The 15,573-nt window shown below is 40.7% G+C and carries 12 protein-coding genes; 6 read left to right on the forward strand and 6 right to left on the reverse strand.

What is annotated here, in order from left to right:
- Nucleotides 1–6 precede the first annotated feature (6 nt).
- Nucleotides 7–567: a ribosome recycling factor gene (gene frr, locus FDK13_RS12065; protein ID WP_137340250.1), complete on the forward strand. Its 561-nt coding sequence runs from the start codon at nucleotides 7–9 to the stop codon at nucleotides 565–567.
- Nucleotides 568–712: 145 nt separating this feature from the next.
- Here the strand turns inward: frr and FDK13_RS12070 are convergent, their stop codons facing one another.
- Entirely contained in the window at nucleotides 713–1,705 is a 993-nt protein-coding gene (locus FDK13_RS12070; protein WP_137340251.1) for a UDP-glucuronic acid decarboxylase family protein, read from the reverse strand.
- A gap of 32 nt (nucleotides 1,706–1,737) precedes the next feature.
- Nucleotides 1,738–3,048, reverse strand: a complete 1,311-nt coding sequence (locus FDK13_RS12075; protein WP_137340252.1) for a UDP-glucose dehydrogenase family protein — start codon at nucleotides 3,046–3,048, stop codon at nucleotides 1,738–1,740.
- Between the two features lie 262 nt (nucleotides 3,049–3,310).
- Here FDK13_RS12075 and FDK13_RS12080 point away from each other — a divergent pair, with 262 nt between their 5' ends.
- The 3 genes from FDK13_RS12080 (at nucleotide 3,311) to FDK13_RS12090 (ending at nucleotide 5,911) form a co-directional block, all read left to right on the forward strand.
- Nucleotides 3,311–4,423, forward strand: coding sequence for an acyl-CoA dehydrogenase family protein (locus FDK13_RS12080; protein WP_374756098.1), 1,113 nt, complete (start codon nucleotides 3,311–3,313; stop codon nucleotides 4,421–4,423).
- 126 nt (nucleotides 4,424–4,549) lie between these two features.
- On the forward strand, nucleotides 4,550–5,467 hold the full coding sequence (locus tag FDK13_RS12085; protein WP_229216023.1) for an SPFH domain-containing protein: 918 nt from the start codon (nucleotides 4,550–4,552) through the stop codon (nucleotides 5,465–5,467).
- 3 nt (nucleotides 5,468–5,470) lie between these two features.
- The gene (locus FDK13_RS12090; RefSeq protein WP_137340254.1) at nucleotides 5,471–5,911 is read left to right on the forward strand and encodes an NfeD family protein; all 441 of its coding nucleotides are present in this window, start codon (nucleotides 5,471–5,473) and stop codon (nucleotides 5,909–5,911) included.
- Here FDK13_RS12090 and FDK13_RS35380 read toward each other — a convergent pair.
- From FDK13_RS35380 to pafA (FDK13_RS12100), 3 genes are all read right to left on the reverse strand, one after another.
- Complete coding sequence (locus tag FDK13_RS35380) at nucleotides 5,908–6,078, reverse strand: hypothetical protein (protein WP_170982784.1); 171 nt, start codon at nucleotides 6,076–6,078, stop codon at nucleotides 5,908–5,910. The genes FDK13_RS12090 and FDK13_RS35380 overlap by 4 nt on opposite strands.
- A gap of 116 nt (nucleotides 6,079–6,194) precedes the next feature.
- Nucleotides 6,195–7,829, reverse strand: a complete 1,635-nt coding sequence (gene pafA, locus FDK13_RS12095; protein ID WP_137340529.1) for an alkaline phosphatase PafA — start codon at nucleotides 7,827–7,829, stop codon at nucleotides 6,195–6,197.
- A gap of 156 nt (nucleotides 7,830–7,985) precedes the next feature.
- Complete coding sequence (gene pafA / locus FDK13_RS12100; protein ID WP_137340255.1) at nucleotides 7,986–9,659, reverse strand: alkaline phosphatase PafA; 1,674 nt, start codon at nucleotides 9,657–9,659, stop codon at nucleotides 7,986–7,988.
- 368 nt (nucleotides 9,660–10,027) lie between these two features.
- Here pafA (FDK13_RS12100) and FDK13_RS12105 point away from each other — a divergent pair, with 368 nt between their 5' ends.
- Nucleotides 10,028–10,420 carry a hypothetical protein gene (locus FDK13_RS12105; protein WP_137340256.1) on the forward strand — a complete coding sequence of 131 codons (393 nt, stop codon included), beginning with the start codon at nucleotides 10,028–10,030 and terminating at the stop codon, nucleotides 10,418–10,420.
- 22 nt (nucleotides 10,421–10,442) lie between these two features.
- Complete coding sequence (locus FDK13_RS12110) at nucleotides 10,443–10,970, forward strand: acyl-CoA thioesterase (RefSeq protein ID WP_137340257.1); 528 nt, start codon at nucleotides 10,443–10,445, stop codon at nucleotides 10,968–10,970.
- Here FDK13_RS12110 and FDK13_RS12115 read toward each other — a convergent pair.
- Nucleotides 10,960–15,561, reverse strand: a complete 4,602-nt coding sequence (locus FDK13_RS12115) for a translocation/assembly module TamB domain-containing protein (RefSeq protein WP_137340258.1) — start codon at nucleotides 15,559–15,561, stop codon at nucleotides 10,960–10,962. The two genes, FDK13_RS12110 and FDK13_RS12115, sit on opposite strands and share 11 nt — an antisense overlap.
- Between the last annotated feature and the right edge of the window lie 12 nt (nucleotides 15,562–15,573).

Genomic DNA, 15,573 nt, shown 5'->3' on the forward strand with positions numbered 1-15,573 from the left:
TTAAAAATGGAAGAAATAGAATTATATCTGGACGACGCCAAAGACACGATGGAAGGTGCGGTTAAGCACTTAATTATTGAACTTGGTAAAATACGCGCCGGAAAGGCATCTCCTCAAATGCTGGAAGGGCTTCAGATTGATTATTACGGTACAATGACACCTTTGCACAATGTGGCAACGATTAACACGCCGGATGCAAGGACTATTGCCATCAGACCGTTTGAGAAAAAGATCATCAATGATATCGAAAAAGCGATCCGTAACGGAAATCTTGGTTTTGCTCCTTCCAATGATGGGGAAATGATCCGTATTTCTGTTCCGCCGCTTAACGAAGAACGCCGTCGTGAACTTGCAAAACGTGCAAAAAACGAGGTTGAAACTGCGAAAATCAACATTCGTAACATTCGTCAGGATGCAAATAATTCACTTCGTAAATTGACGAAAGATGGCGTTGCCGAAGATTTGGTTAAAGTAAGCGAAGACCGCGTTCAGCAGCTTACAAACAGCTTTGTTGCAAAAGTAGAACAGATTCTTACTGCGAAGGAAAAAGAGATAATGGAAGTGTAGTTTTGGCGGTCGGCTTTCGGCAATCGGCTTTCAGTTTCTGGCTTAAAACAACAAAAACTCCCGTAGAAATTCTGCGGGAGTTTTTGTTGTTACGTATAAAATTTCAATTGATCCACAGGCCGACAGCTGATTGCCGAAAGCCATATTAATCCTCCTTTTTAAAATCTGCGAAACCTCTGTGGTTTGATTCTTCGTATAATCTCTCGTTTGGAAGATTACGGAAATAGTCATAAGTGATCTGCAAACCTTCTGCACGGGCCACTTTTGGTTCCCATCCAAGGATTTCTCTTGCTTTTGTAATATCCGGCTGACGTTGTTTCGGATCATCCTGTGGAAGATCTTTGTAAACAACTTTCTGGTCAGTACCAGTCAGCGCGATGATTTCCTCAGCAAATTCCTTAATCGTGATTTCAGAAGGATTTCCAATGTTAACAGGCAATTCATAATCGCTTAAAAGCAAGCGGTAGATTCCTTCAACAAGGTCATCAACATAACAGAATGCACGTGTTTGAGATCCGTCTCCGAAAATCGTGATATCTTCTCCACGTAACGCCTGTCCGATAAATGCCGGCAATACACGTCCGTCATTCAGTCGCATTCTTGGTCCGTAGGTATTGAAAATACGAACGATACGCGTTTCAACACCATGATAGCGGTGGTATGCCATCGTGATCGCTTCCTGATAACGTTTTGCTTCATCATAACAGCCTCTTGGACCGATCGGATTCACGTGACCCCAATATTCTTCCGTTTGCGGATGAACCAATGGATCTCCGTAAACTTCCGATGTAGAAGCAATGATAAAACGTGCTTTTTTGGCAAGCGCAAGTCCCAATAAATTATGAGTTCCCATCGCACCAACTTTCAAAGTCTGGATAGGGATTTTCAAATAATCGATCGGACTGGCCGGAGATGCAAAGTGCATGATGTAATCCAGATCGCCGGGAATATGCACGAATTTAGTAACATCGTGGTGATTGAACTCGAAATTTGGATTAGGCATCAGATGCTCGATGTTTCGCAAATCACCTGTGATCAGGTTATCCATTGCGATCACGTACATGCCTTCTTTCAAAAATCGCTCACAAAGATGCGACCCCAAAAAACCTGCCGCTCCCGTTATTAATACACGCTTCATGAATTATATATTTTATTGAGATTGAGACAAAATTATGATACCTTTTCCCGGCCTATACTGAAATAAGTATAACCCATTTCACGCATTGTGCTTAATTCGTAAAGGTTACGTCCGTCAAAAATTACTTTATTTTTAAGCAATTTACCCATTTTTTCAAATTCAGGTGTACGGAATTGTGGCCATTCAGTAAAGATCATCAGCGCATCTGCATCATCCAAAGCGGCATAAGGCGTATGGCAGAAAGTAACTTTATCACCCAAAATCGCTTTTACATTGTCCATCGCTTCCGGATCGTAAACAGTAATATTGGCTCCGGCTTCAAGCAAAGCTTCAATATTTTCCAAAGCCGGCGCTTCACGGATATCATCGGTATAAGGTTTGAAAGCCAATCCCCAAACTGCGATTGTTTTTCCCTTAAGATCGTTATCGAAGAAATTATGTACCATTGGCAGAAGCTTTTTCTTCTGATCGTCATTCACTTCCATTACCGATTTCAAAATTCTGAAATCATAATCAAAATCCGCTGACGTTTTTGCCAAAGCCTGAACATCTTTCGGGAAACAGCTTCCGCCATAACCGATACCGGCAAAAAGGAAACGCTTTCCTATACGGCTGTCTGTTCCGATACCACGACGGATATCATCCACATTCGCTCCTACTTTTTCGCAAAGGTTTGCGATCTCGTTCATGAAAGTAATTTTCATCGCCAGGAAAGAATTCGCGGCATATTTTGTCATTTCCGCAGAACGTTCGTCCATGAAAATAACCGGATTTCCCTGACGTACCAATGGTGCGTAAAGTTTCTCCATTACCTTTTTAGCTTTTTCAGAAGTAGTACCAACCACAACACGATCAGGCTTCATGAAATCTTCAACGGCTACACCTTCACGTAAAAATTCAGGATTGGATACCACGTCAAATTCAACTTTTGCATTTTTTGCAATGGTAGCACGTACTTTTTCCGCCGTTCCAACCGGAACTGTACTTTTATCAATGATTACGGCATATTTATCCAAAATATACCCGAGATCATCTGCTACTTTTAGAATGTATTTCAAGTCCGCAGAACCATCCTCGCCCGGAGGTGTTGGCAGCGCAAGGAAGATTACTTCTGCATCTTTAATTCCTTCCGCAAGGTTTGTAGTGAATTTCAGACGGCCTTCTTCCACGTTGCGGTGAAAAAGAACATCCAGTCCCGGTTCGTAAATGGGAATTTCCCCATTTAACATACGGTCAATTTTTTTAACATCAATGTCTACACAAATGACCTGATTACCTGTTTCAGCAAAACAAGTTCCTGTTACCAGTCCGACGTAGCCGGTTCCTACTACTGCTATTTTCATAAAATCCTATAATAATATAGCTGCGATGAATTATATTTTAGTTAACCTGAAAATTGTATTTTATTAAGCTCTCAAAACGTCATTGGAAGCAAAAGTAATTTTTTTATACGAATCATACTTCTTCTCATCCGCTTTTGTTTTTAATCGGCAATGAAATATGTTCATTTCTTCTTATAATTGAACTATACATATCCACTCATCAACATAAACAACTATGCACACTCCAAATGTAGCCGAAGACCAACAGGCAGAAATCCGGTCCATGATTGAAAAAACAGTACGCGATTTCGCAGCAAAGGAAATTAAACCGAACATCAGCCATTGGGACGAAGAACAATTTTTCCCAAAAAACATATTTCATCAGCTTGGTGAACTGGGGCTAATGGGTATGCTCGTACCTGAAATATACGGCGGCGCAGGTTTTGGCTATGCTGAATACGTGACTGCTATTATTGAACTTTCAAAAGTGGATCCTTCCATAGGACTGTCCATGGCCGCGCACAATTCTCTTTGTACAAATCATATTCTGATGTTTGGCAGTGAAGAGCAAAAAAACAGATATCTGCCAAAACTGGCTACCGGACAATGGCTCGGAGCCTGGGGATTGACCGAGCCCAATACCGGATCAGACGCAGGAAACATGCAAACCGTGGCGACAAAAAAAGACGGTGGTTGGATTATCAACGGATCGAAAAATTTTATAACAAACGGAAAAAGCGGCGATGTAACCGTATTAATTGCCAGAACCGGAGAACCGGGTGATAAACATGGCGCCACTGCTTTTATTATTGAACAGGGAACTTTAGGATTTAGCGCAGGACGAAAAGAAAATAAACTCGGTATGCGCGCCTCAGAAACAGTTGAGCTCATTTTTCAGGATTGTTTTATTTCTGATAATCAGAGAATGGGTGATGTAGGAGATGGATTTATTCAGTCTTTGAAAGTATTGGATGGTGGAAGAATTTCTATTGCCGCTTTAGGTGTAGGCACTGCGATCGGTGCTTATGAAGCCGCTTTAAGTTATTCAAAAGAAAGAAAACAATTTGGCAAATCGATTTCGAATTTTCAGGCCATCGCTTTTAAACTGGCTGATATGTATACGGATATTCAAGCTTCTTCATTATTGACTTATCACGCAGCGGCTTTAAAAGATAAAGGTCAGACGGTGACATTACCAAGTTCTGTCGCCAAATATCATTCTTCGGAAACCGCCGTGCGCGTCGCAAATGAAGCCGTTCAGATTTTTGGTGGTTATGGTTTTACAAAAGATTACCCGGTAGAAAAATTTTACCGCGACAGTAAACTTTGTACGATTGGCGAAGGTACCAGCGAAATACAAAAAATGGTTATTTCAAAAGAAATCTTGAAAGATTGATATATTCACCAAAGACCATCCATCCTGCACTGTAACCGACAACCTAGGTTGTGGGTCGTTGGTACTACATTCTTAGGAAAAGGTTTATGATGACGCTATTTTCGTCATAAACCTTAACAAAAAACAATGATGACTCCCCTATTGGTACTTCTGGTGCTTGTCGTTCTTACCATTCTGATGACGGTAAAAGTAATTCCTCAGCAGACTGCTTATATCATGGAAAGGCTTGGGAAATTTTATGGTGTATTACAGCCCGGAATTAATTTCATCATTCCTTTTTTTGACCGGATCGCTTACAAATACACGCTTAAAGAAACAGCTATTGATATTCCGGAACAAATCTGTATTACCCGGGACAACGTGCAGGTTCGCATGGATGGTGTTATTTTCATTCAGGTTATTGATCCAAAAAAAGCAGCTTACGGTATTGCTGACTATACTTTCGCGGTAATACAACTTGCCCAAACGACGATGCGGAGTGAAATCGGCAAACTTGATCTGGATAAAACTTTCGAAGAAAGAATGACCATTAACCGCGCCGTTGTACAATCCATTGACGACGCCGCGATTGGCTGGGGTGTAAAAGTACTTCGTTATGAAATAAAAAATATCACGCCTCCGCAAAGTGTACTGATTGCGATGGAAAAACAAATGCAGGCAGAGCGGGAACGCCGAGCGGTAATCTTGCAATCGGATGGTGAAAAACAAGCTGCTATTAACGTGGCCGAAGGACAAAAACAAAAAGCGGTACTGGAATCGGAAGGTTTACGCCTCCGCCAGATTAATGAAGCGGAAGGTGAAGCGGCCGCTTTAAAATCTGTTGCGGAAGCTACCGCAGAAAGTATCAGGCTGGTAGCGGCAGCCATTCAAACCGAAGGAGGAATGGAAGCGGTACAGCTAAAAGTTGCAGATAATTATGTTGAACAATTCGGAAAACTTGCGAAAGCAGGCAATACAATGATACTTCCGGCTAACTTTGCCGACATGGGTGCGATGATTGCCGCAGCCATGAGTATAGTAAAATCTTCCGAACCAAAGAAATAAGATATGGATTTGTCGCTGCCACAAATATGGGTGATTATCGGTCTGCTGATGTTAGTGGCAGAGTTGGTAAGCGTTGCCTTGGTTTTTGTATTTTTTGCTGTTGGAGGGTTAATCACTGCCTTATTGGCAGCGATTGGCTTATTACCAAGTCTTGAATACCAGATAATGGCTTTCTCATTAATTTCCATTTTGACGTTAATCATTTTCAGAAAAAACGCAAAGAAATTACTGGAAACCAGACATGACAAACAGCAGGAATACAAAGAATTTGCCGGAGAAACTGCGATGGTAATTAGAGATATACCTGCCAGCGGAGAAGGGAAAATATATTATCGCGGTGCTGAATGGAGCGCCATTTCTCAAAACCATGCAACCATTGAAGCTGGTAGCAAAGTAATTATTCAGCGGACAGAGGGGATTACTTTGGTGGTGGAGGAATCTTAGAGGATATCGGCCCAAATATTTTTGACATCTTTTATCTCAGTTATTCTTCCTGCTTTTATATCTTCAATTCCTTCTTTAATCGAATTCATCACATTCGGATCTGAAAAGTAAGTATCTGTTTCAGTTTTCTGTTTTTTGATCGACTTTCTTGCGTTTGTTGTTTTCATAAGATTAATACACAAAAAACAATAATAAGTAACTTGATTTCATCAATTTTAATACAAAAAAAAGGCCTCAGAGGAAATCAAATCCCTTCAAGGCCTTTTCAATTGTTATTAAATTTTTATTTCTTCAGAGCTTCTTCCACCGGATTTCCAATATTTCCACTAGGAGGTAAAATATGAAGTAAGGAAGAAATCGTTGATGCGATATCAGAAACAGAAGTACGTCTCAGCGTTTCACCTTTGTTAATTCCCCACCCATATAAAACAAATGGAACCTGTGTGTCATAATTGTAAGGCGTTCCATGTGAAGTACCTGTTGACGTACCATAAAACCATCCCGGCTGTGTCACAATTTGAATATCTCCGCTTCTTTTTGCGTTGACATTATTTTTGTAAAGTTCAAGCTGATAGGTATTTAAAGGCGCTCTTCCCATATCACTCAAATTAATCACATCTGCGATGCCATCAACTGGCAAAAGTGCTTCACGCACAACTTCATAAACATTGGTAATATTGATCTTTTTCTGCTTCAACAAAGCATGATCCAGATACAACTGATTGTTATCATTGCCTTTGATAAAATCACCTTTCCCAAAATTTTCTTCCAATGCTTTTTTTACAATATCACCCAAAACTGTTCGGCTGGCAAGTCCGGCCGGAAGTTTATGTTCCCTGGCAAATCCCGGAACATCCACTACCCCATGGTCTGCTGTAAGAAAAACGGTATAATTTCCTTTTCCTGTCCAGCTATCTAAAAATGAAAACAATTCAGCAAACTCACGGTCCAGTTTAAGATAATCATCTTCCTGTTCAACAGAATTTGGCCCGGCCATATGTCCGATTTTATCAGGAGAAGAAAAACTTACGACCAGGAAATCCGTGTCTGCACCTTTTCCAAGTTTTTCACCTTTAATAGCTTCAATCGCCATTTCTTTGGTAATCGTATTTCCCCATGGTGTGCTTGTAACAGTACCAAAAACATCACCGGCAAAACCTGCCAGCTCAAAAGGAAAAACAGGTTTTTTAGCTCCCGGAAGTTTTCCTTCCCAGGCAACATCGTCAGGCGTACTTTGGGTATATTGTTCTATTGGATTTAATAACTGCCAGCCTTTTTTCAAATATTCAGAAGGCATTTTTTTAGCATTATAATCTTTCGCCCATTGCGGAAGATCATTCATATAAAAAGTACTTGTAACCCAGTTTCCCGTATTTGAATCAAACCAGTATGAAGCGTTCGCAGTATGTCCGGCTGGCAAAATAGAACCGCGGTCCTTAATAGCAACGCCAATTGTTTTTGAACGAAAATTGGTAGCAATTCTTAGCTGATCAGTAACCGTGCTTGTCAATAAATTCTTTGGAGACATTTTACCAACGCTGACGTTAGTGCTTCCAATCGTTTTTACCGTGCTGTCTTCCACACAATAAACACCTTTTGCAGCATTCTGGTCGTACCATTCATTTCCGATTATTCCGTTGATTGCAGGGACCGATCCTGTGTAAATGGATGCGTGTCCGGCCGCTGTTACCGTTAAAGCGTAGCTGTAATGATTGTTCCGGCAATTGAAACCTTCGTTCATAAAACGCTTTAATCCGCCTTCTACATATTTATCATAATACCGGTAGAGGTAGTCGTAACGCATTTGGTCAACAACAATACCGACCACCAATTTTGGACGCGCAAGTGTTTTTGAACTGGATACTGTTGTTTTTTTTGGTGTTTGGGCAGCAACGGAAAAAGTTGCCAACATCCCCATCACCCAGAAGGATAATTTTCTCACGATTCAGGATATTAATTTATTGGTGTCAATAATCATTGCACAATGGACAAAGGTCAAAATCAAAACTGGAAATAATCTGGAATTTATGCCAAATTAAAAATGATAATTTAAAGACTTACCGTTGTCTGACTATCAGTTTTTCTTCAAAGCCTCTTCAACAGGATTTCCAACATTTCCGCTTGGTGGTAAAATATGAAGCAATGCTGAAATTGTAGGTGCGATATCCGCAATGGTTGTCCGGCGTAAAGTCTCGCCCTTATTTACTCCCCAGCCATAGAGCAGGAAAGGAACATGCGTATCATAATTGTAAGGCGTGCCATGATCCGTTCCCGTTGCGCCACCTGCAAACCAGCCTGGCTGAACGATAATCTGAAGGTCGCCGCTTCTTTTCGCGTTCACATTATTTTTAAACAATTCCAGTTGATAAGTATTCAGCGGCGCTTTATTCATATCAGTCAAATTCAACACATCAGCAATTCCTTCAATCGGCAACAAGGCAGTTCTGACTATCTCGATAGCCTCTGCCATCGAAATTTTCTTTTCTTTCAAAAGTTTATGATCGAGATACCATTGGTAGTTTTCACTTGCCAAAACAAAATCGCCCTTACCAAAAGCATCAGCTAATGATTTTTTGACTGTTTCGTCAATTTTTACAGCGTCCAGCAAGCCGGCAGGTAATTTATGTTCTTTCCAAAACGCAGGAACATCGGCTCCTCCATGATCTGCGGTCAGGAAAACCGTATAATTCCCTTTGCCAACCCAACCATCCAGAAAAGTAAGCATTTCGGCAAATTCCATATCCAGTTTCAGATAGTTATCTTCCTGCTCAACCGATGTCGGGCCAAAAGCATGGCCAATTCTGTCGGGTGAAGAAAAACTTACAGCCAGAAAATCAGTATCTTTTCCTTTCCCAAGATTTTCACCTTTGATCGCCGCAATTGCCATATCTTTTGTCATCGTATTTCCCCAGGGCGTAGTCGTAACCACACCGAATGCATCACCCGCCAACCCAGCAAGTTCATAAGGAAAAACAGGTTTGGCTACACCCGGAAGTTTCCCTTCCCAAGGTTCATCATCAGGCGTACTTTCGGTATATTGTTCAATGGGTAAAAGTGTTTTCCAACCTCTTTTCAGATATTCCGAAGGCATTTTTTTATCATTATAATCCTGAACCCACTTTGGAAGTTCGTTCATGTAATACGTACTGGTCACAAAATTTCCGGTTTTTGAATCAAACCAGTAAGCCCCGTTTGCAGCATGTCCGGCAGGAAGAATCGAGGCTCTGTCCTTGATAGCAATACCAATCGTTTTGGAACGAAAATTAGTAGCAATTCTTAACTGATCAGTTACGGTACTGGTTAAAAGATTTTTAGGCGACATTTTGCCTGCCGTTACATTATTACTTCCAACCGTGGCAACGTCATGATCATCGGTACAATACACTTTCCGACCTGTTGCCTTATCAAACCAGTCATTTCCAACAATCCCGTTTATTGCCGGCAAAGAACCACTATACACCGCGGAATGACCTGCTGCTGTAACCGTTAAAGCATAATGATAATGATTGTTACGACAGTTGAAACCATCGTTGATCAGTCTTTTCAGGCCGCCTTCGGAATATTTATTGTAAAAACGGTACAAATAATCGTAACGCATCTGATCCACCACAATACCTACGACAAGTTTTGGCCGGGCAAGTGTTGTAGATTTAGAAATGTTTTTAGGAGGGATTTGTGCATAAACCAAAGAACTTAGCATGCAACCCATGACCAAAACATGCAGAAATAAGTTGGGTATACGTTTCATAGGGAATCAGTTAAATAAATTTGCTCTTTATAAAGCCCGAAAATGTATTTCTAAAATCTGTTGAAACAGGAATATCTAATCCGGCTTCAAATATATACTACTTAATTATTTGTTCAGACCAATTTTAGTTTAACAAATAATTACCTCCTTGACAAAAGCCTGAATGTTTATTCTTTACCTTTATTAAGAAGACAAAAATAGCATTATTAACCCTATTTGGCTTTAAATTCTGACATGAACGCAACAATCACTGGGGTAACTGGTGTATATCTTAAAAGAAAGCACGACGCCGTTCCATATTTTTATTAAATCTGTGGGAATTCAGCAATAAGATTCTCAGTTTTGTTACCATAATCCTAAATAATCGAATGTCCAGTAAAATTAGAATCAGCCACATCGTTTCAGCTTTTACCATAATCATTTTGGCAGGTTGCGCCTCCGGAATGCCTATTTCAACCAGTAAAAAATATCCGATTGAAGTTCTGTACGAAAATCAGTCACTTGACCGTCCGTATTCAGAAATTGGCTGGGTGGAAATCAGCAGTGAAGATTCCCTGACTGCAAGACAAACGAGCAACCGGAAAATGATGTACCGTGGAAATGATGCTGAAACAAAGGAACTTCTGGCTGCAAGGCTTGTTATGAAAGCACAAAAAATCGGAGCGAGCGCCCTTATCAATGTACAGTACAAATATTACACTTCGGTAAAAAAGGAAGGTTATATCATGAAAGGTTTGGCCGTAAGATTTAGAGGGGAATAACTAAAAAGCTTAATCAAAAAAAATGCTTTTCACAGGAGATTTATCAAAAATGCCCGTTGAGGCAGAATCACGGGTTATCGTTCGTTTTCAGGACTGTGATCCGCTCATGCACCTGAACAATTCGAAATACTTTGAATATTTTTTCAATGCCAGAGAAGACCAGGTTTCCAAACTTTACGGATTCAGCTTTGAGGCGATGTTCCGGGAGCTGAAAACCAGCTGGGTCGTTTATCAGCATCAGATTGCATACGTTCGTCCGGCACTTATCAGCGAATGGACGCGCATTACTTCACGGGTTATTCATTATAATGAGGACACGATGGTCACTGAGTATTTCATGACCAACGATCAGCGTACGGAATTGAAAACTATGCTCTGGACAACCTCAAAACATATCAGTATTTTAACGGGAAAAAGAGTGCCGCACAATCAGGAAGTGATGGATTATCTGGCAGCTACCTGCGTACCCAATATTGATTTCCCGAATCTGCAATTCAACGACCGGATTCATGAAATAAAATATGCGCTTTCACAGAGAACTAACGCATAAGTTCTTTTCTGGAAATCAACTTGTTCGTACTCGTATCCTTATCAGCCGAGTCTGCAGGAATTGGAATTGGCAGTACATATGGAACTTGCAACGTAGGTTTGGGCATTGGTTTGAAACGGTTGAAACTATGTGTAAACTGCATACTTACACCGCCGGTTGTGAGTGTATTGTTAAGGTATAATGGATTTTGAATGTTCCTGTTATACGCTTTTGCACGAATTGAACCATTTGGAGTTAACCAATATTCCAGCGTCCATTCTCCCAGAATACTCGTCGCATCGTATTGACCGGTTCCTGTTACACCGGAACTGATCCGCCCGTCGCGTGTGATACGGAAACGGTCATTTAAGAAACGATAGGAAAAACGAAGCTGAAGATTATTCAAGGCATTCTGATCAAGGGAAAGTCCGCTTACACCTACTTCCAGTTTTTCATTCAGTGTTGAGGCCCAGCGACTGATTTGATTTGAAACCAGCTCGCTGATGCTGTTTCCTACGAAATTCTGGCTGTTCGCCGCATTTACTTCCGGCAGCAGCTGATTTACAACCAGCAAACTACTTACCTGCCTGCTAAGCTCCTGCTCATCCGATTTCAATTTTGTCTGAAAAGCTTCAAGCTGTCCACGCAACACACTTAAAGATGGATTGTCAAGTATTTGCAGATCATATTTTATCAGCGGCGACATAAGCCTGTCTGATAAAGAAATCGATACTTCAACCGGATAGCGGCGTGATAATGCTGATGCAATCGCTTCGTTTCCTGACACATTGCTTGATGAAGTATTGGGAAGCACACCGGCCAAAGAAACCAACTGTGTATAACCTGCCTTAACATCGAGCTGCGCGCCGTATGGATCTCCCGACCAAACAATCCGGCTTCCTTTTTTTATGGTAAATTTCTTATTTATAACATTTTGTAAAGTGAAATTATAATCTCCCCTATCGATTTCATAAGTTCCGACCATCGTAAAATCACCTTTTGTATCAATATTTAAATTAAGACGTCCGTTTCCGTTCGCCCGGATAATATCGCCGGTTTGTCTGTCAAATATAATTTCGCAGGTCGCATCCGGTGTCAGGTTGAAATTGAAATTCATCTTGATTCCTCCCACAACCCGGCTTTGCTGATTATCTTTTTCCAGAATAGTACTATCAATTTTCGGAATCTGGCTCACAAACTGAATATAATCCTGCGTCGCAACTTCCGTTGCTCCATCCAGAGGAATATGAATCCTGGTTCCTTTATTACTGGTTACGTTGGCTTCAATATTCATATTATCAATCGGACCAAAAATGTTTACAGGTCCTGTAACATAGGCCGTTCCGTAAAACATTTCATTGTCCTTGACACCTGTGTTGAGGATTTTAAAATTGTGCAAATCCGCATTAAAACCTAAACTGAAATATTTAAATCCATCATGAAAAACTCCGCCGCGCAAAGAAGCTGTATTTCCATCAGGATCTGTTAAGGTGATGTTATTAACGGTAATTTCACTTTCAGTAAAATTGATTTTATCACTAAAAGTAAATATCGATTGCAGATAATCGAACTTCATTCTGCCCTTTTCAACCATAATCGATCCGTCCAGAACCGGCGCATTTAAAGTCCCCTTAATTAATACAGTTCCATGCGCCTTTCCGCTTACATCAGAAACCAGTTCCTCTGCAAATGGCTCCAAAGCTTTGAAGTCCATATCATTAAAAATGGCTTTCAGATTTAAGGTATTCGCAGTTAATTTCGGGCGATAAGAACCAACAACGCTGAATATTCTTTGTGCTCCTTTGGTGAGCTCAGCATCAATTTGTAATTGGTTGTCAAATTGGTCCCATTCCCCGGTTCCTGCAAAATTGCCAAATTCATAATTTGCATAACCAAGACTTTCAACATTAAAATTGGCATCAAGGACAACGCTGTTATACACATCACGCATCTTCGCCGAGCCGTCCATAATTCCTGCAAGCTGTGTATTCAAAACTGGATTCAGCGTCCCCAATTTGAAGTTTTTTATATCAAAAAGCAGCGTGCGGTCGGGATCGGCAGACACAGTTCCGTTCACTGCCAGCCTTTGTTTGCCATTGATCAATCCGAGATTACTAAAAGTTATATCCCGGCCAACGATTGAGATAAGGCTGTTTGCAGGCATATTCCATTCCTCATCGAGTAAATTAAGTCTGGAATTTTTAAAACTAATATCAAGACCAGCTGGCAAAAATCTAATTTCTCCGGCCAGATTTGCCAGATTAGTACTTTTAACTTGCCTGATACCGCCATCAAAATCAATGTGATCAACATCCCAGGTTCCTTCCAGTTCCAGTTTTTCGGTTGGTACCAAAACACTGATCTGCTGTTTGGTTGAAGTGACAAGCACAGAGGCAAGAACTTCCGCGCTGTTTACAAATTTGGACGTGGTAACGTCAACTTCCGACTTTATAAATTCATTTTTTCCGTAACGCGCTGTGTCCGCCGTTGCATTGAAAGATAAAAAGGCAGTGTTATCCATCTTGAATTTACCTTCCGCTTTTGAACCGTGAGAAACGTAAACGTCCGGACTGATAAAGGCCAGAAACTGTCCTATATTTTTTGTTTCAACTTCGTAATCAATCTCATAACGCTGCTGGATAATTTTCTTTTCCTTTTTAGCGTAGTACGCGTTTCGGTCAGATTCGTTATCTAAAAAATATAATTGATATTCTTCCAAAACCTGGCTTACATCTTTCCAGGCACGGGTTGGTACAAAATCACCTTCTACCTTCGCAGTTAAAAATTCACTTTCAAGATTGAGAATTCGTTTGTCAAGCCTTTGTCTGGAAGAAAATAACAAAGTATCAATAACAAGATTTCTTTCTTTTTTCGGCGTAATTAAAAACGTATTCAGCAGCTTCGCATCGCCTACGAGTTCATCCACTGTGTTTCCGGCAACTTTCACATCCAGCTGAGTCCGAAGCGTAATGGCGTCTTTGGTAAAACCCAATTGCTTAAGATTCGCTTTTTCGATAATACCTTGCAGATCAAAAGAGTTTTTTGGTTTAGAAAGGTCAAATTCTCCTTCCAGGTTTACGACAAGATTCGAATCCTTCGTACTTACTAACCCATTGAAATACTGATTTTGAAGATTTCCTTTTAAGCCAATATTCCGGTAGTCATAATTTTTGAAACCTACCCTGCTCACAACCGCGTCCATGTTCGTAGACGCATTGGCCAGATCAAGTCCTTTACCGTGAATCGTTCCGGAAAAATCGAGGCGCTGCCAGGTTTCCGGCTCGTCAATAAGTTTTCCAATTTCAAAATCAGATGTCGCCACTTCTCCTGAATAGGTGGTTGTTTTTTCATCCGTGATATGAAAAACAAGATCGCCCGACGCTTTTCCAAGTTCCGAGGAAACAGAAGCGTTCACATCAAAATCCTGGATTGTTCCTTTGAATTTTCCTTCCAAAAGTGTCACACCAAATTTTTGCAGCGTTGGATGTTCATCCCATTCCGGATAATACTGCACGAGATCCACGGGCAAAATTTTGGAAAGGGAAAGTTGAAGATTCATATCCGGGCCATTATCCGGCAAACCTTTAAAGCCAAGATCTCCCAATAAACGGCTTCCCTGGCCAAAATGAATATCGGCATGAGATAATTCAAAATCATCAACTCTACCATCAAAATCTCCTGAAACGCGCCAGGTTTCCCTTAACCCATCAACATAAGTTGAGAATAAACCCAGATCAGCAGAACTGATTTTGCTATCAACAAAATGCGCCTTTAAAAAAACTTTATGATTGAAATCACCCAGATCACCGGAGCGGTTATAATGAAAACTGATGTCATTCCCGATAAAAGAATTTCCAATATGAGCGCTCAATTCCTTTAACTCCATCTTTTTCTGACAAAACAAAAAACGGGTATCCAGATCATGCATGGTCATTCCTGTCTGCTTGTCAACCGTTTTCATATTTTTTGTCAAAAACGAAATAGTATCGCCCTGAGCAAGGAAATCTTTCAGATCGGCATTAAGCTTATTCAGCTCAAAATGTGAATAATCAAAAGTCCGGGAGCCCTTATCTCGTGGTTTTCTCGGATCATCATAACGAAAAGTGCCATCGACAATCCTTGATTTCCCAATTGTAAAAGGTGTATTGTTTTCCGGAGCATTTGCCGGTCTGGGTATATTGGAAGATGTTAATTCAACGATGCGGTTAATAAACCCGTCAATATTCAAATCACCCGACTTTGGGACGACAATTAAATGTACGTTCGGTTGATATAAAGTCACTTCATCCAAGTGTACTTCATTAGCAGAATTCTGGATGATGTTTTGCATATTCAGGTTAACATCAATCCGCCCGACATCAATCATCTGTTTCTGGCTGGTATCTTTAACCGAAACACCTTCCAGGGAAACTACATCAAACCATTTGATATTAACACGTGTTATCTCAATAGGATAACCCATTTTTTCTGAAATCCTGGCGGTTGCAGTTTGAACCAGAAACGTTTGAACCGAAGGAAACTGTACGGCAATTGTAACGATCCCCAACGCTAAAAGCGCAAAGATCATGAGCACAACCAGTACATTGGTGATCGCCTTCAAGGATTTTAACATATATAGCTTCGC

Source organism: Dyadobacter frigoris (assembly GCF_005280585.1).
Lineage (GTDB): Bacteria > Bacteroidota > Bacteroidia > Cytophagales > Spirosomataceae > Dyadobacter > Dyadobacter frigoris.